A 24580-nucleotide genomic window follows, 5' to 3' on the forward strand; every position below is an offset into this window, starting at 1 on the left:
GCCTTCTGCCTCTTGTGCATTTTTTTGGCCATAAACATTTCGCAGGCTGCTCCTTCTGGGGATTTCCAAGAAGAATGCGGCGATGTGCTGGCGCTGGGAAAACTTGTGAAAGCTCCTGCAATGCAGGCGGCCGAGGGCTTCGAGGTTTCGGAAAACTTGAAGGCGGTCTTTTTCGATGCGCTCGATTGGAAGGGGCAACCCACCAAGGTTTTCGCCTGGTTGGGGCTTCCGGAAAAGCGCGACGGCAAGGTTCCGGGAATCGTGCTGGTGCACGGCGGCGGTGGAACGGCGTTCAAGGATTGGGTGAAGAAATGGAACGACCAAGGCTTTGCCGCCATCTCGATTGCGGTGGAGGGGCAGATCGATGTGAAGGATCCGGATGCGACGGACCGGGGCAAGTCATGGAAACAGCATCGCTGGCCGGGGCCGCGGCGTTCCGGTATTTATGGCGACTCGGCCGAGCCGCTGAAAGACCAGTGGATGTATCACGCCGTGGCCGATACGGTCCTCGCCAATTCGCTGCTGCGCTCGTTGCCGGACGTGGATCCGGACCGGGTGGGGGTGATGGGCATTTCGTGGGGCGGGGTGATCACCAGTACGGTGATGGGGATCGACAGTCGCTTCGCCTTCGCCATTCCCACCTATGGGTGTGGAAACCTGTCGGCGGCTGAAAACCAGTATGGTCGGGCGCTGGGAAACAATGAGCTCTACAAGCAGGTGTGGGATCCGATCCTTCGCCTCGAAAAAGCAACAATGCCCGCCCTTTGGTTTTCGTGGCCCGGCGATCAGCATTTCCCGCTCGATAAGCAGGCCTCGTGTTATGAGGCCATGGCCGGAGATTATATGGTATCGCTGATTCCGGGCATGAAGCATGGCCATGGCGCCGGATGGAATCCACCGGACAGCTATGCCTTTGCCCGGGACGTCGTTGAATCGGGGGCTCCGTGGTGCCGACCAACCAACGCCCGGGTCAAGGATGGCTCGGCCATGGTTGCGTTTGCCTCCACCAAGGCCTTGGATTGCGCCATGTTGGTTTCGACGTCCGATGCCGGGGTAACCGGCTCCCGCAACTGGGTGGAATCCCCGGCAACGCTGAAGCAATCCGGGAATTCGTGGATGGCTTCCGCCCCCTTGCCATCCGGAACAACGGCATGGTTCATCAACGTCAAAAGCGGGCCGCTGACGGCCAGCTCGGATTTCAAGGCCATCCCCTGAGTTTTTTGTTGGCATAGTATATTTAAGGGATGGCGCTTTTATTCGGACGGGGCATAATGGGCCGTTTTAGGAAGCATAGTAATCAGATAGATACATAAGGAGAAGAGATGGATAATTCAGGGAAGAAAACACCGGTGGTTCCGCCGGAACTGCTGTTGACGTTTGTTTTGGTAACGATCCTGTTCCCGCTGTGGGGGTTCGCCAACGACATCACGAACCCGATGGTGGCGGCGTTCAAGAACATCCTGCTGCTCTCCAACTTCGAGAGCTCGCTGGTGCAGGCGGCGTTCTACGGCGGCTATGCGCTCATGGCGATCCCGGCGGCGCTGTTCATCAAGAAGTTTTCCTATAAGAAGGGCGTTGTGCTCGGCCTGGCGCTCTACTCGTTCGCCTGCCTGATGTTCATTCCCAGCGGCCTGGCGATGTCGTACCCGCTGTTCCTGCTCTCCTACCTGATCATGACCAGCGGCCTCTCCTTCCTGGAAACCACCGCCAACCCCTACATCCTTTCGATGGGCGACGAAGCCACCGCCACACGCCGGCTCAACCTCGCCCAGGCGTTCAACCCGATGGGCTCGATCGTCGGCATGTTCGTGGCCAGCATGTTCATCCTCGCCAGCCTCGACGGCACCAGCGAGACCGCCCGCCGCCAGATGGAGACGCTGGCCAAGGAAGGCACGCCCGTCCACCTGCAGGAACTTGCCGGACAGATCGGCACCGCCGACGCCCTGGCCGCGGTGGTCGCCACCGCCGACTGGCAGGACAGCAAGAAGCTCTACAAGAAGGCCGGGGAACTCTCGGCGTCGTTGAAAGACGGCACCTTCCTGCTCGACAACGCCAACGCCGCGCAGGCCGACGAGGTCGCCGCCGCCCTCGCCGCCCAGCCCAAGGGCAACAAGTTCAAGGCCGCCGCCGATGCCGTGGCCGTCGTGCTGCAGATCAAGGGCAAGCCCCAGCCGACCCCGGCCGAAGCCCAGCGCAACGATCTATTCGTCGGCGACCGCGGGCTGGAGCTGACGCTCGCGCTGAACCGGGAGCAGCCGCTGCTGGCCCAGGCCGGCGAGTGGGAAAACATCGACCAGCACTTCGCCGAGGCCGTTGCGCCCGCCGCCGGGCTCGCCGCCATGTTCGGCCCCGCCGCCACGGTGGACGCCGCCAAGGCCACCGCCCTCGTCGCCCAGGTCCGCCAGGAGCTCGCCGCCGCCCAGGGTGCGCTCGAAGGCATCCCGACCGACGGGCTCAAGGACTATTTCGCCGCCGCCGGCACCGGCCTCTCCACCATCCAGAAGGCCGACCTCGGCATCGTCTCCACGCCGTATGCGCTGATGGGCGGCTTCCTGATCCTCGTCGTGGCGCTCTTCGCCTGGAAACTGCCGGCCAAGACCCAGGGCGAACACGAGGACGACCAGGGCGGCATGGACGTCGGCGGCACCGTCAAGCGCCTCTTCAAGAACGCCACCTACATCGAAGGCGTCGTTGCGCAGACCTTCTACGTCGGCGCGCAGATCATGTGCTGGACGTTCATCGTGCAATACGGCTCGATGGAGCTCGGCCTCTCCAAGGCCACCGCGCAGAACTGCAACATCCTCGCGATGGTCATCTTCGTCTCCAGCCGCTTCGTCTGCACCTTCCTGATGCACTACATCAGCTCCGGCGCGCTGCTCACCATCCTCGCCTCCGGCGCGATCCTGCTGACCACCGGCACGATCTTCGTGGAAGGCTACGCCGGGCTCTACTGCCTGATCGGCGTCAGCGCCTGCATGTCGCTGATGTTCCCGACCATCTACGGCATCGCGCTCGACGGCCTCGGCGACGACGCCAAGCTCGGCTCCGCCGGGCTGATCCTCGCCATCGGCGGCGGCTGCATCATGACGCCGCTGCAAGGGCGCATCATCGACCTGCCGGCGATCGACCTCGGGTTCATGGAGCTCGCCAGCGTGCGCGCGTCGTTCGCGCTGCCTTTGATCTGCTTCGTCGTGATCGCCCTCTACGGCTGGCGCACCTTCAGCATCCACCACAAGAAAGAAAGTTAGGCGCATCCCCCATATACGGGATGGGCAGGCGCCTGGCTCATGATAGGTTGAATGAGACCGGGCGTACTGCCTTTAAAGGATGATTTAGGAAACAATGGGTAACTCGATGAGGTTGAATATGAAAAGCAAAGTAATCGTGGCAATTATGGGAGCCTTGCTGCTGCAAGGTATCGCCGCCGAGCAGGGCATGAATGAAATGTGGGGAGAAAGCACCGTCAAGCTCCGTGCCGAAAATGCCGAACGGGGGCAGCTTTTCAACGATGGCAACTATGCCATGTTCATCCATTGGGGCCTCTATTCCCAGCTCGGCAACCAGGTGGGGGATAAAACCTACTACGGCATTGGCGAGTGGATCATGAATCCGCGTATGGCCGGCATCCCCGTGGCCGAATACAGGAAGCTGGCGGGAACCTTCAACCCGCAGCAGTTCGATGCCAAGTTCATTGCCAAGCTGGCGAAGGATGCCGGGATGAAATACATCATCATCACCAGCAAGCACCACGACGGCTTCGCGATGTACGATTCCAAGGCCTGCGATTTCAACATCACCAAAACCACGCCGTGGGCAAAGGACCCGATGCACGAACTCGCCGCCGCCTGCCGGGCGGAAGGCCTCGGCTTCGGCTTCTACTATTCCCACAACCAGGACTGGACCTTCCCGGGCGGCAATGGTGGCCCGAAGGTCGATGCGGATGGGAAATCGGCGACGTTCGATGACTACTTCGTGAAAAAATGCTTGCCGCAGGTCGAGGAGATCACCAGCAACTATGGGCCGATCGAGCTGGTCTGGTTCGATACGCCCGGCAAGATGCCCAAGGAATATGTGCAGCAGCTCGTCGATGTGGTTCGCAAGAACCAGCCCAACGCGCTCGTTTCCGGCCGTGCCGGACATGGCTTGGGCGACTACCAGTCGCTCGGCGACATGGAAGTGCCGCACAAGAACGTGAAGGGCATGTGGGAAGCGGTCGACACCACCAACGATTCGTGGGCCTATGCCTGGTACGACGAATATTGGAAAACCCCCAAGGAAATCCTGCGCCGCCTCATCGCCTGCGTCGGCCGCGGCGGAACCTACATGCTCAATATCGGCCCCCGGGGCGACGGTTCCGTGCCGGAGCGCGCCGCCCGCGCCCTGCGCGAATCCGGCGAATGGATCCGTTCCTACCCGCAGGTGGTGTATGCCACGGAAGCATCGCCGTGGGAGCACGCGCTTCCGTGGGGCGATGTCACCGTCAAGGGCAACAAGCTTTACCTTTCCGTCTTCGACTGGCCGGCCTCCGGCAAGCTCCACCTGCCGGGCCTCAAAACCCCAATCACTTCCGCCAAGCTACTGAAGGGCAATGAAGGGGAGACGGTTAAATTTTCATCCGCTAATGGCTGGACGATTTTCGAACTTCCGCCGGTTGCTCCGGAAAAGCTGGTGTCGGTCCTCGAAGTGGATCTGGCCGGTGCGCCGGAAGTGGATCCGACCTTCGGTCTCGATCCGGAAATGGAAACGGAAGTCCTTGCCGAATTCAGCACTGTGGAGGGCGCTGATCTTTCCCATAAACGCTGGATGGAAAAATTCGGGGAGTGGAAAGCGGTGATGCATGCCCACAACTGGACTGCGGATGGAAAGGCGATGTTCGAAATCAATGTGCTCAAGCCGGGCGACTACAACGTTAGCCTGACCTATGCCGGCGAGGGGCGCCTGGTCTGGGGCGTGGATGTCGTGGGGGGCGAGCATATCCAGAACCAGCAGAATTCTTCGCACAACTACCAGAAATTCCCGATCGGATGGATGAACTTTCCGAAGCCTGGGAAATACAAGGTTACCGTCTCTTGCCTGGAAGGCGACTTCAAAACCTCCAGCCTGAAGGGCATCCACTTTATGTCCGTCCAGTAATAGATGGATGTTTGTATTTTCCCGGTGGTCGTATAGGCTGGTTGGATAATTTCTAACCAGGAGAATACCGAATGAAGCATGGGAAGATCGCCGCTATAATCACGTTATGTGTTTGGTCTGCCGTTTGCGTTGCCGAACCGGGGACGCCACTCAGTGAGCCGGTCATCAAGAAATGGACTGAGCCCGGGGAAAAGGGGAAGACGGTCGAGTTCATGACCATCGACGGTGTGATGGTGCATGAAACCGATGAGGCCAAACAACCCCAACCGCCGATTGTGGTTCCCGGCACGGCGAGCTGCGGGGAAAAGGTCGGCACGGCGCCGTCGGACGCCATCGTTTTATTTGACGGAACTCCGGAGTCGCTGGAAAATTGGACGGACACCAAGGGGAACAAGACCAAATGGGTGTTCGTTGACGGCGCCTTGGAGTCGGTGAAAAAAGCCGGGTATATCCAAACCAAGGAAAAATTTGGCTCCTGCCAGCTGCATGTCGAATGGGCTTCGCCGTCAACGGTCAAGGGCAGTGGGCAGGGGCGCGGCAACAGCGGGGTTTTCCTGATGGGAACCTACGAGGTGCAGGTGCTGGATTGCTACGATAACAAAACCTATCCGGATGGGCAGGCGGCGGCGCTGTATGGGCGGAAAAAGCCTTTGGTGAATGCCTCGCGCAAGCCCGGCGAGTGGCAGACCTACGACATTGTTTTCCACCGTCCGATCTTCGATGGATCCGGAAACGTGCTCCGGAAAGCGACCTTTACCGTTTTGCATAACGGGGTGCTGGTTCAGGATCATGTATTCCTGTCGGGCGGCACGGGCTGGAAAGGGGCGCATTCGGCCTCCGATTACCAGGCGCACGCCGACGCGCTTCCGATTTCGCTGCAGGATCACGGAAACCCCGTTCGCTATCGGAACATCTGGGTCAGGCCGCTGGCGGATTAAAACGCAAAACACCCGATTTACTCCATAAAAGAGCGAATCGATCCCGCTACCGTCTAATTAGAATTGACGGCCGTGAATTCTAATTAGACTTTTATCGCACGTCCGGACGATGTGGAGAACGTCCATTTGCAACTCACGGAAGTAGTGACGGCTCGGGGTCTTTTATTGATCGGTAGTGGTTGGCAAGGGCTTATCCCGCCGGTCTGGTTGGAGCAACTTCAGTTCCACCTTGCGGAAGTCGATCGGCTGGCCCTCGGCCTGAAGGCCGATGAATCCTTCCGTCAACAGCTTGCCTAGCACAAACAGATCCGGATCATAGCCGGCAATGACGCCTCCGCCGATTTGGGGTTGCGAATACTCGAGCACCTTCTTCCCGTTGATGATGTGGACAATGCGGTTGCTACCGTCAACAATCGCTTCGGCACGTACCCATTCCCCGGGGGGATAGGTTTCGGCCGTCGACTGAACAACGTGCTTTTCGGTCAGTGCACCCTTGTAGACGATATGGGTTCCCGGTGTGCAGACATTGCCGGTTGCCCTCGGTTTGTTGTTCGGTTGCCCGGCAAGGAACTGCAATTCGACGGCGATGGGCCAGTTCTGGTCTTTCAGGATTGTTTTCGGGTTTTGGGCATGCAGCATCACTCCACTGTTGAGGTCGGCATATTGGGGAGCTCCCTCATGCAGTTTCCCGACAAAGCGGTACTCGACCACCAGATGGTAGTTGGAGAATGGCTGCTTGTAGTAGAGATGCCCGAAGCGCTCGCCAAATTCTTCGTATTTGTCGTATCGCACCTTGAGAAGGCCGTCCTCGACGCGAAACGTATCCCCAAAATTATCGCCCATCTCGTGATGGTTCAGTTTCACGATCCAATCATCGATGTCCGTGCCGTTGAATAGCTGTATCCATCCCTCGTTGGACGTCTCGGCGCCGATCGCCATCACGTTGATCAGGAGTGCCGCGAGCATGCCGATTTTGGTTTTCGTTTGTTTGAAGGTCATTGCTTTCCTGTTCCGGATTAGCCCTAGCGGATAAAATGGGTCCAGGCTTTGGCCACCGGCTCGGGCGCAGGAATGTGCTCTTTTCCGTATTCCATCAGCTTCATGATCCAAGCCATGTTTTTCCCCAGAACCTCCATGATCTGCACGCCCTCTTCATCCTGTTCGACTTCTCCGCCCCTCAATCCGTGGGCGACGTTCCAGTAGTTGGAGGCGGGCATGATCATTTCGGCGTAGTTGATGAATTTATTCATGGCATCAACCGTGGGAAGTCCGCCCGAGCGCCGGACTGCGGCAACGGAGGCGCCTACCTTGTGGCGGAATAGGTTTCCATTAACACCCGCAACATAGAAGGCCCGGTCGAGGAACGATTTCATCGTGCCGCCAACACCGGAGAAATGAACCGGGGATCCGAGCAGAATGCCATCGGCTTCGGCCATCTTCTGGATCCACCCATTCACCGGGTCGTCGTCGAAAACACAGGTTCCGTCCTGGCTTTTCAAACACGCGTGGCAGGACATGCATCCGCGCAGCTTTTCCTTGCCGACGTGGATCAGCTCGGTCTCGATGCCGGCTTTTTCCAGTTCGCCGAAAACGAGTTTCATTGCGAGTGCCGTATTCCCGTTTTCATGGGGGCTTCCATTGAATCCAACAACGTTCATCTTGTCTTCCTTCTGTTTTCGGGTGTTTCTATGCGGCAGAGGCAACTCAAAGCGTCTTGAGTCGTCATTCAAAAAGTGCCGCTACTCCTTCTGGATTCTGGCTTGGCGCTTAGGTGGTCTTGAGCTTGCCGGCCATGGTTTCGACGAGGGCAATGATAACGATGCCGGCGAGCATGATGGCGATGGCGATGCCGGTTTCGGCATTGAGTTCGGGAAGCTGATAGAAATAGCCGACCACTTTTTCCTTGATGGCATCCCCATCCTGGAAGGTTTTGATATCCGGTGTTTTCCAGGGCCAGAGAATGGCCAGGGAACCGAAGATGAAGCCGGTGAGCAGCGCAATGGTTTGGTCGTGGAACTTCTTGAAGATCCAGGAGAGCAGGCGGGCGAAGACGACGAGACCGCCGACGGCGCCAATGCCAACGGGGATCAGGACCTTGAAGTCGAAATTGTTGATCGCGTCGATCATCACCAGTTGGTAGTTGCCCATCAGCAGCAGGACATACGAGCCGGAGAGGCCGGGCAGGATCATGCTGCACATGGCCACTGCGCCGCAGATGAGCAGGTAGGGGATGGAGGCATTCTGTTCGGCCGGTTCCAGGAAGGCGAGGGCCGCAGCCACGGCGGTGCCGAGAATGAACAGGGCAACCACGGACCCGCTGCGCTTGCCGATCCTGAGGCCAACGAAGTAGACGGAGGCGAGGATGAGACCGAAAAAGAACGACCACACATAGAGGGCGTGGCTTTCAAACAGGTATTCCAGCAGCCTGGCCACGCTGAGGATGCTGGCCACCACACCGATGCCGATGGCGGAGAGGAACTTGATGTCGATATGCTCGAACAACTCCTTGAACTTGAAGGTGCATCCGAGCTTGATGGCTTTCGTGTCGAAGGATTTAATGGTGTTTATGAGTTTTTCAAAGATACCGGTCAGCAGGGCCATGGTACCGCCGGAGACGCCCGGAATCACGTTGGCCGCGCCCATCAGCGCGCCCTTGAGCATGTTGGAAATGTAGTCGATCATGAAAGTCGAACCCCTGTCTTGTTAAAGTCGGAGGAAAGTAGTAGGGATTAAGCAACTTGAAGTCAATTTCATCCAAGAAAGGAATCAATCATGACAGATCAGGAAATTATGGACGCAGTCAATGTCATCATGGCAGAGGAAGTTGCACCTGCCCTTGCATCGCACGGCGGTGGCGCACTGGTAACCAAGGTTGAAAACGGCGTGGTGTTCGTGGAGCTTGAAGGCGGTTGCAAAGGGTGCCCCGGCGCACGCATGACCATGAAGAACGGAATCGAGACCCTCCTTAAGGAACGCGTTCCGGAAGTGAAGGAAGTGATCGACGATACCGTCCACATGTAGTCGGACCGGTATTCGGCTGTATACTTTTGCGCATCGGCAATACGTTTTGCCGGTGCGTTTTTCTTTGGTCATGTAAAAAGGTGAAAACAATTGAACCGCTGTCGGCGATTTGCAACTATCTGCGTCCATGTAGCTGGATTTACGCCTTGCTCAAGAGGGGTTCGGCCATGCATGGAGACCTGTAGATGAAAATTCTGATTGCCGAAGACAACGCGTTCTCCCGTACCCTGCTAAAAAAAACACTCACGAAGGCGGGCTACGATGTGATTGCCGCCGAAAACGGCGACGTGGCCTGGGAGGTGCTCCAGCAGGACGATCCGCCCAAGCTTGCGCTGATCGACTGGATGATGCCCGGCCTCAGCGGCATCGAGGTGTGCCGCAAGATCCGCGAAATCGATTCGGCGATTCCCATCTACGTGATTCTGCTCACCGCCAAGAGCGACAAGGAGGACGTGCTCGAAGGGTTCTCGGCGGGGGCCGACGATTTCATCAAGAAGCCGTTCGACAGTGGCGAATTGCTGGCCCGCATCCAGGTTGGGCGCCGCTTGGTCGAGCAGCAAGCCTTGATGCACTGCTTGATTGATTCCATTCCCGACCCGATCTACATGAAGGACAGCCGCGGCCTCTACCTCGGTTGCAACGCCGCCTACGCGCGCTTCGTCGGTACCGATTTCGACGATATTTTTGCCCGTACGGCATCCGATGTTCTGCCGCCGGCCCAGGCGCAGCAGTCGCATATGGAAGACCTGCGCGTCCTGGCCAATGGCGAAATTTTCGAAACCGAAGGTTGGGTGAACAGCGCCGAGGGGCACGACGTCTACCACAGCACCATCAAGATTCCCTATCTGGAATCCTCCGCCGGATCCACCGGCATGATCGGAATCTGCCGCGACCTCACCAAGCGCATCGAAATGGAGCAGGAGATGCGCCGCCTCGCCGTCGCGGTCGAGCAGTCCACCGAATCGATCATGATCACGGGGGTTGACGGCACCATCCTTTATGCCAATGCGGCGTTCGAAACTACAACGGGCTATCGTCTTGACGAAGTCTTGGGCCAGCATCTCGACATCTTGAAAAGCGGAAAGCACGACGACGCCTTTTTCGAGAAGCTTTGGGAAACCATTTCCTCCGGAAACACCTGGGGGGGCGAGCTAACCAACAGGAAAAAGGATGGAAACCTCTATGTCGAGGAGGCGGTGATCTATCCGATTCGAAACGATTCAGGGAAAGTGGTCAACTATGTCGCGATCAGCCGCGACATCACCCAGGAGCGCGAAATCGAAAAACACCTGCGCCAGCAGCAGAAAATGAACGCCATCGGTGAACTCGCCGGTGGTGTGTCGCACGACTTCAACAATATCCTCACCGCCATCCTTGGCTATGTTGCACTCTGCATGAACTCGGTCGAGGAAGACGGCAAGGTCTATGGCTATCTCAAGGAAATCGTGAAGGCCGGCGACCGGGCAACCAAGCTGGTGCGCCAGATCCTGACCTTCAGCCGCCAGGAGGAACAGGAGTTCACTTCGCTCGAACTCCAGTCGATCATCGAGGATTCGCTCAGCATGGTGCAGACCACCATGAAGAAGAGCATTGCGCTCAAGTTGGATATCGATCCCAAATGCGGCGCCATCCACGGCGATCCGACGCAATTGCAACAGGTGATGATCAACCTCTGCACCAATGCTGCGCATGCGCTGGGCAAGGAAGGCCAGGGTACCCTGAGCGTGAAACTCAAGCAGGTTGAGCTGCATGGCCGCAGGGCCGACGACCAGGCCATTGATCTTGATCCTGGGTTCTATGCGTGCATCATGGTGAAGGATACCGGTTGCGGCATGCCCCCCGAGGTGCTCGAACGGATCTTCGAACCCTACTTCACCACCAAGAAAAAGGGTGAGGGGACGGGGTTCGGTCTTTCGATCGTCCACGGCATTGTCCGGAAGCACCGTGGCACCATCACGGTCGATAGCGAAGAGGGGGTGGGCACCACGTTCACGCTTTACTTCCCGCTGCTTTTGGAAACGGTCGAACAGGAAAAGCAAGCCTTGGATCTTTCCACGCCCGAGGGCTATGGCCACATTTTGTTTGTCGACGACGACGAAGCCGTGCTCTCGATGGGGCGCGAGATTCTCGAATCCTTCGGCTATTCGGTCGTCACGGCCACCAACGGCAAGCGCGGGTTCGAGACGTTCATGCAGAATCCCAATGGGTTCGATGCCCTGGTAACCGACTACAGCATGCCAGAGGCCAATGGCCATGAGCTGATCAAGAAGGTGCTGGACGTTCGGCAGGACATTCCTGCCATCCTCTGCAGTGGCTACATGGAAAAGGTGGATGGCGAAGACCTCAAGAACCTCGGTCATGCCGCCTACATGGCCAAGCCCATCGACTGGCGCGAGCTGAGCCGCACCATCCAACGCGAGATCGGCAAGCAAGGATAGCTTCTTTTTCCCGTTTACTTCAGGCTCTGGCACCGAAGTTGCTTAAGATATGATCTGTTTAGTAGGGGTCCCAGATGAAAAGAATCGATCAGTATCTTGAAGAAATGCTCGAAAAGGGCGCCAGCGATATCCATCTTTCAACGAACCACCAGCCCTGCTACCGCATTGATGGTGAAATGCAATTCCAGCGCGGAACCGAAAAGTTCACCGATGAAGAGCTGCGCGAGCTGCTCTACGAATTTGCACCCGAGCGCAATATCCAGGAGTTGGAGGAGGTGTGGGATACCGACTTTGCCTACGAGCTCCCCGGAACCGCCCGTTTCCGCGTGAATATTTTCATGGATCACGAAGGGATCGGCAGCGTGATGCGCCAGATTCCGTCGCGCGTTCCCACGTTTGAGGAGTTGAACATTCCAGAAGGCGTCCGCTCCTTCTGCTTCCTGAACAAAGGCCTCGTCATCGTTACGGGCCCGACGGGCAGTGGCAAGTCCACTACGCTCGCGGCCATGGTTGATTTGATCAACCGCACACGCCGCATGCACCTGATCACCGTTGAGGATCCGGTGGAATTCAAGCACCGCTCCCTCGGTTGCCTGGTCAACCAACGCGAAGTCCACGTGCATACGAAGAGTTTTTCCAATGCCCTTCGTGCCGCGCTCCGCGAAGACCCCGACATTGTTCTGGTGGGGGAGCTGCGCGACCTCGAAACCATGGAAATTGCCATCGAAACCGCCGAAACCGGACACTTGGTGTTTGGCACCTTGCATACCAACACCGCCGCAACAACGGTTGATCGAATCATCGATAAGTTTCCCGCCGACCGCCAAAACCAGATTCGCACCATGCTGGCCGATTCCCTCCAGGGGGTCATTGCCCAGACCCTCTGCAAGCGGATTGGCGGGGGGCGGATCGCCTCCTGCGAAATCCTCGTGGTCACCCCGGCCGTCGCGGCCAACATCCGCGAAGGAAAGACCCACCAGATCCCATCCATTATGCAGACCGGCAAAAACGTCGGCATGTGCACGTTTGCCGACGACCTGCTGAGTCTCGTGAAGCGAGGGATTATCAGTCCGGAGGAAGCCTACAGCAACGCCATCGACAAACCGTTCCTCCAGAAAAAGTTTCAAGAGGAAAAGATCGCACTCGATCTGTCGCGTTCGGCCCTCGACGATATCGACATGCATCAGGAAGAGTCCGAAAACGTCTCCAAAAGCGAAAAGGCCCGCAAAAAGCTGCACATCAATCCCCGCGATACGGCCGCCCTGCGCGAGCTGGTCCTGATCCTCGCCACGGATGAGAATCCGGACGAACGCAATGGGCATGAATCCTTGGAATATGCCCAGAAGTTGCTCGACCTCACCGGGCAGAACGATGCCTTGACCCTGATGCTCATTGCGGCGTCGTATGCCGAGTTGCAGCATTTTGGCGAAGCCAGCGAGTGGGCGAAAAAGGCGTTGAAGGTGGCCAAGGCCAATAAGCAAAAGGATTTGTCGGCCCGTATCCTGCGCTATATGAACCTCTTCAAGCGCGGGATTCCGCTCCGCGGCGAATCGGCCTAGACCGGCCGGTTATTAGCCGAATTTTTTATTTACCTTAAATATGATCATGTTAATAATGTATCTTCGTTTCCAACCACGGAGGTATATTGATGGCAGATCGATCCAGCGTTTCGCAACTCTTTGCTCCGCCGGCCCGGGTAAGTGACGGCTCCTTCTATCCCTCCCACGGCAGCTACGAAAAAATGTATGCCCAGAGCCTGGAAAACCCGGAAGCGTTCTGGGGAAGCCAGGCCGAAGTCCAGATTGATTGGTTCCACCAATTCACGCAGGTGAGCGATTGCGACCTGGCCAGCGGCATGGTGGCTTGGTTTCTCGGTGGAAAGCTCAACGTCTGCCACAACTGCGTGGATCGGCACCTTTCCATCCGCGGCGACAAGGTGGCCATTCTTTGGGAAGGCGACGAACCCGGCGACGTGCGGAAAATCACCTATCGCGAGCTGCACCGGGAGGTTTGCCGGCTGGCCAATGTGCTGCGTCACAATGGCATCCGTAAAGGTGACCGCGTGGCGATCTATATGCCGATGATTCCGGAGGCGGCCTTCGCCATGCTGGCCTGCGCCCGGATCGGGGCGGTGCATAGCGTGGTCTTTGCCGGCTTCAGCGCAGAGGCGCTTCGCGACCGCATCCAGGATGCGCGCTGCAAGGCGGTCATCACGGCCGACGAAGGGCGGCGCGGCAAAAAGACCATTCCCCTGAAGCGTCCGGTGGACGAAGCGGTGATGGCCTGCCCGACCGTCGAGCATGTGTTCATGGTTCGCCACACCGAAAGCAAGGTTCCGTTCTATGAGCCACGCGATATCGACCTCGGCGAAGCCATGAAAAACGAGCGCCCCTATTGCCCGGTCGAGCACATGGATTCGGAGGATACCCTCTTCCTGCTCTATACGTCCGGATCAACCGGAAAGCCGAAGGGCATCTCCCATACGAGCGCGGGATATCTGCTCTATGCCATGCTGACCCATCGCTATGTTTTCGACTATCGCGAGGACGATGTTTTTGCCTGTGTGGCCGACATTGGGTGGATCACCGGGCACAGCTATGTGGTCTACGGCCCGTTGGCGAATGGGGCAACGACGGTCATGTTTGAATCGATTCCAACCTATCCCGATGCCGGCCGCTACTGGGACATGGTTGAACGGCACAGGATTACCCAGTTCTATACCGCCCCGACCGCCATCCGCGCCATCGCCCGCCTCGGCGACGAATTCGTGAAACGGTACGACCGCTCCAGCCTGCGCGTGCTCGGCAGCGTGGGCGAGCCGATCAACCCCGAGAGCTGGAACTGGTATTACAACGTGGTTGGGGAGGGGCGCTGCAATATTGTGGATACCTGGTGGCAGACGGAAACCGGCGGCATCATGATCACGCCCTTGCCCGGGGCCACGCACACCAAGCCGGGGTCGGCGACCTTCCCGTTCTTCGGCATCGTGCCGGTGCTGCTGGACGACCAAGGCAACGAGATCGAGGGCAACGGGGTGTCCGGCCTCTTGGCCATCAAGAGTCCGTGGCCCTCCATGGCGCGCACCATCCAGGGCGACCACCGGCGCTTTGCCCAAACCTACCTCGATCCATTCCCCGGCTATTATCTGACCGGCGATGGTTGCCGGCGCGATGAGGATGGCTACTATTGGATTACCGGCCGCGTGGACGATGTCATCAATGTGTCCGGGCACCGCATGGGGACGGCCGAAGTTGAAAGCGCGCTCGTCAGCCATCCTGGCTGCGCCGAGGCCGCCGTGGTTGGCTTCCCCCACGAGATCAAGGGGCAGGGCATTTTTGCCTACGTCATCCTCAAGGAGGGCTTCGATGCCGATGCCGAGCTGATCGGCGAGCTGCGCAACGAGGTGCGGACCCACATTGGCCCCATCGCCGTTCCCGACCAGATCCTGATCACACCCGGCCTGCCGAAAACGCGTTCCGGCAAAATCATGCGCCGCATTCTGCGCAAGATCGCCAGCCAGGAAACCGGGGAGCTGGGCGATATCTCGACGCTGGCCGATCCATCCGTCGTCGAACTTTTGATCGAGAAGCGAAAGGGGCTATGATTTCGTAAAAGCGCAAAGGGTAAAGGTTGCAAAGCCGTTTTAACTGTGTAGCATGCTCCACCTGTCAATTTTCAGAAGGAGCATTTATGGCGAAAGAAGAAGCAATCGAAGCAGAAGGCGTGGTTAAAAAAGTACTGCCCGCCACCATGTACCGTGTCGAATTGGAAAACGGGCACGAAATTCTCGCGCACATTTCCGGGAAAATGCGCAAGCATTTCATCCGTATTGCCGTCGGCGACCGCGTGACCGTCGAAATTTCCCCCTACGATTTGGAAAAGGGACGCATCACGTTCCGCCACCGCAACTAGCGGAGGAATTCCATCATGTCTCAGCGGAGTCTGTGGGGAAGCAAGGTCGGTTTCCTGCTGGCCGCCATTGGATCGGCGGTCGGGCTCGGGAACATCTGGCGTTTCGGCTACATGGCCTACGAAAACGGAGGCGGCGCCTTCCTGGTTCCCTACGTGGTCGCCCTCCTGCTCGCCGGCATTCCGCTGATGATCCTCGAATACACCCTGGGGCACCGCGAAAAGGCGGCACCGCCCCTGGCCTTCGCCCGCATCGACCGCCGCTGGGAAACGATCGGGTGGTGGATGCCCACCATCGCCTTCTTCGGCATCAACCTCTTCTATGCCGCCGTCATCGGCTGGTGCATGAACTATTTCTGTTTTTCCGTGAACCAGGCGTGGGGCGCGGATACGGGCGACTTTTTCATGAACACCTTCCTGCAGGTGTCCGATTCGCCGTTCGAGCTCGGCGGCATCCGCTGGCCGATCCTGGCCGGCACCGTCCTGACGTGGGTCATTAGCTGGGCCATCTGCTTTCGCGAGGTGAACCATGGCATCGAGAAAGCCTCGATGATCTTCATGCCGTTGCTGGTGGTGCTCACGCTGGTGCTCATCGGTTGGGCGTTGCGTTTGGAAGGGGCCTGGCCCGCCATCAAGGAGCACTATCTCACCGCCCGGTGGGACAAGATCAATCCATTCACCGCCTCCGGCAGCAAGGTCTGGGTGGAGGCGTTCGGGCAAATCTTTTTCACGCTTTCGCTCGGTTTCGGCATCATGATTGCCTACGCCAGCTATCTGCCCAAAAAGACCGACATTGTCGGCAACGCCCTGATCACGTCGGTGCTCAACTGCCTCTATTCTTTCCTGACGGGCTTCGCCGTCTTCGGCACCATCGGCTTCATGGCCGCCTCCAAGGGCGTACCGTTCGCCGAGGCCATCACGAGCGGCCCCGGCCTCGCGTTCGTGGTCTATCCCGAGGCCATCAACCAGCTGCCCACCGGGCAAACCATCTTCGGCATGCTCTTTTTCCTGGTGCTGATCATGGCCGGCCTCTCCTCCGCCATTTCGTTGGTCGAGGCCTTCTGCTGCTCCCTGATTGATAAATTTGATTTTGACCGCAAAAAGACCGTCACGTGGGTTTGTGTGCTGGGTTGCCTCGGCAGCGTGGTCTTCACCACCCGCGCCGGCTTGTGGATCCTCGATATCGTCGATCACTTCGTCAACAACTATGGCCTCGTCACCGGCGGCATCTTCGAATGCCTGTTGGTCGGATGGGTGCTCAAGGCCGCCATCGCACGGAAACATGTGGACCAGGCGGGGGGCGTCAAATTGAACAAAGGCTGGGAAATCCTGGTCAAGTTCGTCACTCCGGCCATTCTGATTTTGGTAATCGGCTTTGCGCTCTACAGCGAATTTTCCGAAAACTATGGCGGCTATTCCACCATCGCGCTTCTCGTCATCGGCCTGGGCTGGCTGATCGCCGCCCTGATCATTTCCTTCATCCTCATGCGCTATCCTTGGAGCGGCGCCAAACTCGGCCGCGAGCACGAGCCCGAGGAAGACCACCTGTTGGTCTAGGCTTCTCCCCGTCTCCGTTATTGTCCTCTTTGACGTCTTCGGCCTGGTGGTCGGGGGACTGCGGCGGATGAACATCATCTGATGGGCACCATCGACTCTCCATCCTGATGGGCTGGACTGGCTTTGCTTGTCATGAACCTCGGTGGGTTTCTGGCGGAAGCATCATCTCCTTCATTTTCGTGCGCTCGTGAAGCAGCGAAAAACGCGCCCGCACCCACGAACCCGAAGAGGACCACCTGGTGGTGTAGAACGAGCATCCCGCTCGTTTGGAGCACCCCGGACGGTTGACCGGATTCATGGCGATCCAGGGCTAGTATTCGTTTGCAAAATAGATTGTTAAGTAATACATATTGCAAACGAAAACTAATGAAGGCGTATATAGACCATTTTGTTGAAGAGCTGTTATCCACCGGTCGGTACAGTTTTTCGCGCTCCGAAATCAGTGCCCGTTTCGATGTTGGCGACGATGCGTTGCGGCAATCCCTTCATCGCTTGGCACGGGCGGGAAAGATCCAGCCTCTTCGGGGTGGTTTCTATGTCATTGTCCCGCCTGAGTACAAAAGTCGGGGCATGTTGCCGCCTGAGATGATAATTGATGACTTAATGCGTCATATCGGTCGCACATATTATGTTGGCCTTCTATCAGCCTCGGCATTGCACGGTGCTGCGCATCAGCAACCTCAGAGCTTTGCAACCATCATTTCAAAGCCATCGATCCGTTCCATACAGGTTCAGGGACTCAATCTGGTTTTTCCTGTTAAGTCGGTCCTTCCATCAATGGGCATTGAAAAGAGAAAGTCGCCCTCGGGCTATTTCGAGCTCTCTTCTCCGGAGCTGACCGCAATAGACCTACTCATCTATTATCGCCAATGCGGCGGAGTTGCGGCTGTTGTTCCTGTGCTTGAAGAACTCATTGAACTGATGGACGGGGTGCGGCTTGCAAGGATGATCGGGGTAGATATCCATACCGCTCCCGTTCAGCGTCTGGGTTTTATTCTGGATGTGGTCCTTGGAGAAGGTGAATTGGGAGCGGCGGTGATGAGTGTGTTGGAAAAACGGGATTATTTCCACATTCCCCTCGTTCCTGGAGTGAAAAACGGCAATTGCCCGATTGATTCCAAGTGGAAGATAAACGTCAATGCCGATCTGGAGGATGAACTTTGATTCCCCGCGCCTATATAACCCATTGGAAACAGCATGCGCCTTGGATCAGCGATGCACAGGTTGAGCAGGATCTCGTCATCTCCCGCGCACTAGTTGATATATATTCCGATAAGCTGCTGTCAAACTCCTTGGCCTTTCGTGGCGGAACGGCACTACACAAGCTCTATTTTTCTCCCGCACCGCGATATTCGGAGGACATCGATCTGGTTCAGATCCGTCCCGAACCCATCGGAGCTGTCATAGACCGCTTACGTGAAGTGCTTAACTATTTAGAACCTCCTAATATCAAGCAGAAGGATCGAAATACAACACTCATCTTTCGTTTTGAAACCGAGGTGGAACCGGTGATCCGAATGCGGTTGAAGGTCGAGATTAACTGCCGGGAACACGACTTTGTATTTGGATCCATCAAAAAAGACTATGACGTGGACTCACCGTGGTTTTCCGGGATGGCGGAGCTAACCACGTTTGAGCTGGAGGAACTGCTCGCCACCAAGGTTCGCGCGCTCTACCAGCGCCGAAAGGGGCGCGACTTGTTCGATCTCTGGTACGCAGATCAAAAGGCCGACATCGACTGGCCGCGTGTCATGGATGCATTCCGTACGATCATGACGAACGACGGCACCCCCGTCACCAACCGCCAGCTACAGCTCAATCTCGAGGAGAAGGTCAACCACCCCGACTTCCTCGCAGACATCCGAAACCTGCTGAGGCCGGAACTCGCAATAGAGCTTGAGGACATGAACCTGAATTTTCTTGGGATTACGAATGAATAACGCTGCTCCAACCATAGACCTTAAAGATTTCCCAACGACTCGTTATCGTGGGAGCAAGCGGAAAATGCTTCCTTGGATGCAGAACCATCTTTCAGGGTTGGAGTATGGCAGTGTGCTTGATCTGTTTGGTGGTACGGGAAGTGTTAGCTTTATGTTTAAGCAAATGGGGAAAAGGGTGGTCTATAATGACCATTTACAGTTCAACCATTTGATAGGAAAAGCCCTGATTGAAAATGACAACGTCCATTTCCCCGAGGCAGAAATCAACAATCTTTTTACCGGGGTTCCGGAAACGGATTTCATCCGCAATAACTTCAAGGGCATCTATTACACGGAGGATGAAAACTGCGAATTAGAGGTCGTTGCTGGAAATATCCGTAAGCTTAGGGCGGGATCTTATAAACAAGCGCTCGCCTATTATGCTCTTTTCCAGGCGTGTCTTGTTAAGCGACCTTTCAATCTTTTTCATCGCGCAAACCTTAGCATCCGCTTGGCCAAGGTGGATCGAAATTTCGGAAACAAGACCACTTGGGAGCGGCCCTTCGAGGAGTTGATGACACGATACATTAAGGAAATCAACAGCGCCGTTTTTGTTGGCAAGGAGAAGTGCCGATCAACTTGTTTTGACGCTCTGGATGCCCCTGTGAATGTAGATCTCGTATATATTGATCCCCCGTACCTGTTTAACACGAGAGGCAATGAAACGTCAGACTATCTCCGTTGCTACCATTTTCTAGAGGGGCTGGCGCGGTTTTCGGAATGGGAATCACTGATTGATCGCGAGACGATTAATTTCCGGATGGCACCTGAACAGAAAAATCGATGGATTGACAAGGAGAGCATCTATGAATCCTATGATTTGCTCTTTGAGAAGTTCCGGGATAGCATAATTGCCATCTCGTATAAAAAAGGCGGGATACCATCCGTCGAATTCCTGCGCAAGCAACTGAAAAGGCATGGGCGGAGGGTTAGTACGAAAACATGCCACTATAAATATGCATTAAATCATCAGAACGGAAATGCCTCAAAAAATAGGGAAGTATTGTTTATCGCCGAATAAGTTTGTGCATGGAGAAGGGGAAGCATGATGGTGTTTAAGAAAACGTATAGTTTAATATCTGGATTCTTGAATATATATTGGGAATCTGTCGTTCTGGGGGTGGTGTTAGTAACTGCTCTAATATTATTTATTCTTTACCGTCAGAGTGACGAAACATCTGCTCCATTGCTGTCAGGGTTTCTCACGGGGTGCGTAATTCTTTTGCTACAACTGTGCTTTGATTTGCGGAAGAGCAAGGAGTTGTTAAAGCTTAAGCAGTTGAGGATTAAGCGAATCCTTCCTTATCGTGAGGGAAAGGGTTTTTACGAGTCACTGGTGGCTGAGGCAAATCATTCGATTGATTGTGCGGGCATAACGATGTCGAGGTTTGTTGATGATTTTGCTCATCCTCGCAGAGGAGATTCCCAGGCTTTATTGCAAGCTCTTGAACGCGGTGTAAACGTGCGCTTTTTGGTTCCACATGAAAACTATTTATCCGAAGCAGATAAAGTACGAGCTTCAAAATCTATAGAACGAATAACCCAAATAGCAGCAGAGACAAGAACTGGAACAATAGAGATGCGCGTCTTCAATCATTCACCTGCACATAGCATATTCATATCAGATGATGATTGTCTTTTGGGTCCGGTATTCCCCGATGTAGTAAGCAAAGATTCTCCGGCTGTTCATACTCTTAAGAAAAGTAGTTTTGCTAAACCTTATATAGAATATTTCGAGAGTGAATGGGGTAATGCAAACAGCATTTAGTGTGATATGTCCTTCCCGTCTACACCTTTCCCTGATCGGAATGGGCCATGCTGGATACCGGGTGAATGGGGGGATTGGTTTTGCGTTGAATGCGCCTTCGTTGGATATTCAGTTCTCCATTTCTTCCGAGCCGGGAATCGATATTCAAGATGTTCGCGAGTTTCCGTTTGAGACGATACAGATCCAGCAACTGCAGGCCTTGCTTGGCGGCTTCATAAGCAACAACAAGATTGCGCAAGGTGTCCGCATTCATGTCGGCGGTTCCACCCCGACACACGGAGGGTTTGGTTCGAGTACGGCGATTCGTTTGGCTTGTCTTGAGGGAATGTCCCATCTGTTCAATTTGGAAGCATCGCGTGAAGAACTTGTTGTGGCATCAGGGCGAGGAGGCACATCGGGTATTGGGATCAATACTTACTTTGATGGCGGGTTTGTTTTTGATGTGGGGCATGCGGCGGAAGGGTCGGATTTTGCCCCGTCGCATTCGAGAACCGGGCATGATCCCTCACTTGCATTGATTCAGATGCCAATGCCCCAATGGGAAATCGGTGTTTGTATTCCCAGGCAGATTCCGCTTAAGACCCAGTTGGAAGAACAGCATTTTTTCCGTAGCCATTGTCCGCTTCCGGCCTGCGACATCCATGAAATCCTGTATCATTCGGTATATGGGATCACGGCTTCTGTAAAAGAACGGGACTTTGGCCGCTTTTGCGGTGCCGTTCGTGCCCTACAGCGCACGGCATGGAAAAAAGGGGAGCGTACGCTTTATGGCGAGCGGCTGCAGCAGGTCGAAGATGCGATTTATGATGCCGGTGCTTTGGCTGTTGGCATGAGCAGCTTGGGGCCGGGACTCTTTTTCCTTGGGGATGATGTTCCAACGAAGATAGAAGCATTACGCAAGCAGCTGCCCACCTGCGAATGGCTTTCAACCTCTGTGCGGAACTCAGGCCGGGAGGTTGAGGATGGCTGACATCTATTTTCTGACCTCCAATCTGGTGAAGCTTAGTCATGCCCGGCACATAGCCCGTAATCTGGATGTCCACATCAGGAAGCAGGATTATTACGGTGCGGCCTATTCGGAACCCCGCATTGACGGGCGTGAAGAACTGCTTGACCAGAGCCTTAAAGACGGCATTCGGCGAATGGCCGGTGTGCCGATGAATTCCCAAAAGGACGATGAGTCATTTTTGTTCGATCAAATGCCTCTGGGAGCCAGTTATTACGACTCACTGTTCTTCATTGAAGACACGTCGGTCATCATCCATGCCTTGAGTTCTTCCGAAAACGAGTTCCCCGGTACGGATGTTAAATATTGGATGAAGGAAACCTCTTTCGATCAATTAGACGCTTTGCTGAAACAGGCGGGTAATGATCGAAGGGTTACCGTTCGTTCGGATGTCTGTCTGCATATACCCCGGCCAGAGGGCTTGAAGGTTGGGGTTGGGGAATCCTTTATTCGTTTCATGGGCGAATCGTCGGGAAGCATTGTTGATAAGGAATATGAATTTGAAATCAACCCCATATTCCCTTGGCTCGATAACAAGACGTTTAATAAGTGGTTTGTTCCCAATGGCAGTCAGGTTCCAATCAGTATGCTTCCAATTGACGAGGCCACAACTGCCGATTTCCGTCAGCAATCCATAGGCAACATGTTTGAGTGGTTGTTAGAAACAGGCTTGGTTCAGAAAAAGAAAGCCCGGAAGGTGCGGCGGGGCAAACAAGCACTTTTTTCGTTCGCCCGAAACCATCTGTTTCTGGTGTCGGGGTATCCATGTTCAGGGAAAACCACCATTGGTGAATATTTAAGCCGGAATATGGGATTCCACCACATTGAAGCGAGTGATTTCATGCGGCATGCATATCACCAGCGCCATGGGTATACGTCATCGGTGCCACTGGAGCTTTTTGCTTGTAGAATACTGGAACAATTTCCGGAAACGGTGGTGGATGGTGTTTTATCTGAAATTGACCGAACAGATCTTCCGGATGTTGTTATTACTGGGTTACGTTCGCCTGATGAGATCAGGATTTTCAAGGAACAGTATAGCGGTGCCGGTGATGTTCGGACTGTGTTTCTTGAGGCAGATACGGCCATTCGGTATGAACGAAGCGATAAACGAGGACGTGAGGATGCCCTCCGTTCTCTGAGTGAATTTGAAAAGCGCGATGGATTGCAGACAGACATGGGGCTGGGGGTAGTCGAGGGTGAAAGCCAATACCGTGTGGAAAACAATGGCCGTTTCGAGGCATTCTACAGACAGTTTGAGACGGTTTTTTCTTTGCGCCTAACCCCATTGGACCTGGAGAAAGCGAAATTCATAACCAAGTATGAGCACAACTTGGAGGGGCGTATTCTGTTGTTCTTTCTGATCGATGAGCTTGTGGCTGATGAGCGCGAGGCATATTCAACCACAGAGATATCCAAGGGAATAAATCGAGTATTTACAGAGAATCGATTCCAAACAGAAAAGGATAATGTCAGCCGTTACTTCAATTTTAGAAGCCATCCTTACTATCGAGCGTTTCCCGATAACGGCGTTGTTCGCTTCGCTTTATCCGCTACCGGGAGGAGCCTGGCAACAAAGCTCGCTCGCGTTGTATAGGATTATTTCAGCGTAATCCGTCGCCCATCCAACTGAATCCGCCCCTCGGCGATCCACTGGAGGGCTTCGGGGTAGGCGATGTGCTCCTGGGCGTGGAGCTTTTCCATCATCGTTTCGAGCGTGTCGTCGTTTTCGATGGCGATCATCCTTTGGTTGATGACGGCACCGGTGTCCACGCCGGCATCGACGAAATGGACGGTGCAGCCGGTAAACTTGACGCCATAGTCGAAGGCCTGCTTTCCGCCGTCGAGGCCAGGGAAACTGGGTAGCAGGGAGGGGTGGATGTTGATCATCCGCCCGGCGAATGCGTTGAGCAGGCCGTCTTTCACAATCCGCATAAAGCCGGCGAGGGCAATGAAGTCGACATTGTGCTCCTCAAGAATCTTCAGCACGTTCTGTTCGGCCTCGCCGTCGAGCTTGGTCTTGAACGGGGCGCAGTCGAAATAGATCGCCGGAATATTGTGTTTACGGGCGCGTTCGAGAATGTAGGCATCCTTCTTGTCGGCCAGCACGCACTTGATCTCCGCATCCAGCGTTCCCGCTTCGATGGCATCAATAATCGCCTGGCAGTTGGTGCCCGATCCCGATCCGAATATCGCCAATTTCAACATGCTAAACTCCAGATAACTTAAACCACTAATTATCACTAATCTGCACTAATTGTGTATGGGATTAGTGTGAATTAGTGGAGATTAGTGGTTTATGAAATTCGGAAGCAAAGATAATATGCGTCGAATTTGTTAACTATGAAAATCAGAGGGTATACATGCATTTGAAAATCAAACCGCTTAATGACACCGCACGCGAAATCTATTCCGACCATGGCCACTTCCACGAAGGCGATGCCGGACTCGACCTCTATGTTTTGGAAGACATCACCATTGAACCCGGCGAAACCAAACCGATCAAGCTGGGCATCGCCTGCGAGCCAGAGGATGGCCGCGCCTATTTCCTGATGCCTCGTTCGAGCATTTCCAAAACTCCGCTGCGCATGGCCAACTCCCTCGGCCTGATCGACGGCGGCTATCGCGGCGAGCTCATGGCCATGTGCGACAACATCAAGGATTTTACCTATACCGCTGAAAAAGGACAACGCCTTTTCCAGGTCGTCGCCTGCGACTGCACCCCGATCTTTTACGAAATGGTGGAGGAACTCTCCGAAACCACGCGCGGAGCCGGGGGGTTTGGTTCCACCGGGAAATAAGGCAGGAAAGTGACGGTTGAGACGTGAGAA

Annotated in this window: 20 protein-coding genes and 1 pseudogene; 17 read left to right on the top strand and 4 right to left on the bottom strand. The window is 55.4% G+C overall.

Annotation, left to right across the window (positions count from 1 at the left end):
* Window positions 1-105 precede the first annotated feature (105 nt).
* From E9954_RS03905 to E9954_RS03920, 4 genes and pseudogenes are all read left to right on the top strand, one after another.
* Complete coding sequence (locus tag E9954_RS03905; protein WP_222847042.1) at window positions 106-1215, top strand: alpha/beta hydrolase family protein; 1110 nt, start codon at window positions 106-108, stop codon at window positions 1213-1215.
* A 107-nt stretch (window positions 1216-1322) separates the two neighbouring features.
* Window positions 1323-1838: pseudogene (locus tag E9954_RS33620) on the top strand (MFS transporter); the annotation flags it as partial.
* Between the two features lie 1555 nt (window positions 1839-3393).
* The gene (locus E9954_RS03915; protein WP_407947753.1) at window positions 3394-5133 is read left to right on the top strand and encodes an alpha-L-fucosidase; all 1740 of its coding nucleotides are present in this window, start codon (window positions 3394-3396) and stop codon (window positions 5131-5133) included.
* Window positions 5134-5204: 71 nt separating this feature from the next.
* On the top strand, window positions 5205-6071 hold the full coding sequence (locus tag E9954_RS03920; protein ID WP_136077923.1) for a 3-keto-disaccharide hydrolase: 867 nt from the start codon (window positions 5205-5207) through the stop codon (window positions 6069-6071).
* Between the two features lie 162 nt (window positions 6072-6233).
* Here the strand turns inward: E9954_RS03920 and E9954_RS03925 are convergent, their stop codons facing one another.
* The 3 genes from E9954_RS03925 to E9954_RS03935 all read right to left on the bottom strand — a co-directional run bounded on the left by E9954_RS03925 (window position 6234) and on the right by E9954_RS03935 (window position 8753).
* On the bottom strand, window positions 6234-7070 hold the full coding sequence (locus E9954_RS03925) for a 3-keto-disaccharide hydrolase (protein ID WP_136077924.1): 837 nt from the start codon (window positions 7068-7070) through the stop codon (window positions 6234-6236).
* A gap of 23 nt (window positions 7071-7093) precedes the next feature.
* Complete coding sequence (locus tag E9954_RS03930; protein ID WP_136077925.1) at window positions 7094-7729, bottom strand: flavodoxin family protein; 636 nt, start codon at window positions 7727-7729, stop codon at window positions 7094-7096.
* A 109-nt stretch (window positions 7730-7838) separates the two neighbouring features.
* Window positions 7839-8753 (bottom strand): DUF368 domain-containing protein, encoded by a 915-nt coding sequence (locus E9954_RS03935; RefSeq protein ID WP_136077926.1) that lies wholly within the window; start codon window positions 8751-8753, stop codon window positions 7839-7841.
* Between the two features lie 90 nt (window positions 8754-8843).
* Between E9954_RS03935 and E9954_RS03940 the strand changes: the two genes are divergently transcribed.
* The 12 genes from E9954_RS03940 to E9954_RS03995 all read left to right on the top strand — a co-directional run bounded on the left by E9954_RS03940 (window position 8844) and on the right by E9954_RS03995 (window position 23346).
* On the top strand, window positions 8844-9092 hold the full coding sequence (locus tag E9954_RS03940; protein WP_136077927.1) for a NifU family protein: 249 nt from the start codon (window positions 8844-8846) through the stop codon (window positions 9090-9092).
* Between the two features lie 185 nt (window positions 9093-9277).
* Complete coding sequence (locus E9954_RS03945; protein WP_136077928.1) at window positions 9278-11530, top strand: response regulator; 2253 nt, start codon at window positions 9278-9280, stop codon at window positions 11528-11530.
* 74 nt (window positions 11531-11604) lie between these two features.
* The gene (locus tag E9954_RS03950; protein ID WP_136077929.1) at window positions 11605-13089 is read left to right on the top strand and encodes a type IV pilus twitching motility protein PilT; all 1485 of its coding nucleotides are present in this window, start codon (window positions 11605-11607) and stop codon (window positions 13087-13089) included.
* Between the two features lie 89 nt (window positions 13090-13178).
* Window positions 13179-15134 carry an acetate--CoA ligase gene (gene acs, locus E9954_RS03955; RefSeq protein WP_136077930.1) on the top strand — a complete coding sequence of 652 codons (1956 nt, stop codon included), beginning with the start codon at window positions 13179-13181 and terminating at the stop codon, window positions 15132-15134.
* Window positions 15135-15220: 86 nt separating this feature from the next.
* Window positions 15221-15442 (top strand): translation initiation factor IF-1, encoded by a 222-nt coding sequence (infA, locus tag E9954_RS03960; RefSeq protein WP_136077931.1) that lies wholly within the window; start codon window positions 15221-15223, stop codon window positions 15440-15442.
* A gap of 15 nt (window positions 15443-15457) precedes the next feature.
* Window positions 15458-16996 carry a sodium-dependent transporter gene (locus E9954_RS03965; RefSeq protein WP_222847044.1) on the top strand — a complete coding sequence of 513 codons (1539 nt, stop codon included), beginning with the start codon at window positions 15458-15460 and terminating at the stop codon, window positions 16994-16996.
* Between the two features lie 366 nt (window positions 16997-17362).
* On the top strand, window positions 17363-18160 hold the full coding sequence (locus E9954_RS03970; protein ID WP_136077933.1) for a type IV toxin-antitoxin system AbiEi family antitoxin domain-containing protein: 798 nt from the start codon (window positions 17363-17365) through the stop codon (window positions 18158-18160).
* Window positions 18157-18936 carry a nucleotidyl transferase AbiEii/AbiGii toxin family protein gene (locus tag E9954_RS03975; RefSeq protein ID WP_136077934.1) on the top strand — a complete coding sequence of 260 codons (780 nt, stop codon included), beginning with the start codon at window positions 18157-18159 and terminating at the stop codon, window positions 18934-18936. Before E9954_RS03970 ends, E9954_RS03975 begins: the two co-directional genes overlap by 4 nt.
* A complete protein-coding gene (locus E9954_RS03980; protein WP_136077935.1) occupies window positions 18929-19996 on the top strand; it encodes a DNA adenine methylase in 1068 nt (355 codons plus the stop codon). Before E9954_RS03975 ends, E9954_RS03980 begins: the two co-directional genes overlap by 8 nt.
* Before the next feature lie 24 nt (window positions 19997-20020).
* Window positions 20021-20743, top strand: coding sequence for a phospholipase D-like domain-containing protein (locus E9954_RS03985; RefSeq protein ID WP_136077936.1), 723 nt, complete (start codon window positions 20021-20023; stop codon window positions 20741-20743).
* Window positions 20727-21713, top strand: coding sequence for a beta-ribofuranosylaminobenzene 5'-phosphate synthase family protein (locus tag E9954_RS03990; protein WP_136077937.1), 987 nt, complete (start codon window positions 20727-20729; stop codon window positions 21711-21713). Before E9954_RS03985 ends, E9954_RS03990 begins: the two co-directional genes overlap by 17 nt.
* A complete protein-coding gene (locus tag E9954_RS03995; RefSeq protein ID WP_136077938.1) occupies window positions 21706-23346 on the top strand; it encodes a non-canonical purine NTP pyrophosphatase in 1641 nt (546 codons plus the stop codon). Before E9954_RS03990 ends, E9954_RS03995 begins: the two co-directional genes overlap by 8 nt.
* A gap of 2 nt (window positions 23347-23348) precedes the next feature.
* Here E9954_RS03995 and purN read toward each other — a convergent pair whose 3' ends face one another.
* Window positions 23349-23957 carry a phosphoribosylglycinamide formyltransferase gene (purN, locus tag E9954_RS04000; protein ID WP_222847045.1) on the bottom strand — a complete coding sequence of 203 codons (609 nt, stop codon included), beginning with the start codon at window positions 23955-23957 and terminating at the stop codon, window positions 23349-23351.
* A gap of 155 nt (window positions 23958-24112) precedes the next feature.
* On the opposite strand from purN, the gene E9954_RS04005 reads away from it, so the two are divergent.
* Window positions 24113-24550: a dCTP deaminase/dUTPase family protein gene (locus E9954_RS04005; protein WP_136077939.1), complete on the top strand. Its 438-nt coding sequence runs from the start codon at window positions 24113-24115 to the stop codon at window positions 24548-24550.
* Window positions 24551-24580: the final 30 nt, after the last annotated feature.

The organism is Pontiella desulfatans, from assembly GCF_900890425.1.
GTDB classification, from domain to species: Bacteria; Verrucomicrobiota; Kiritimatiellia; order Kiritimatiellales; family Pontiellaceae; genus Pontiella; species Pontiella desulfatans.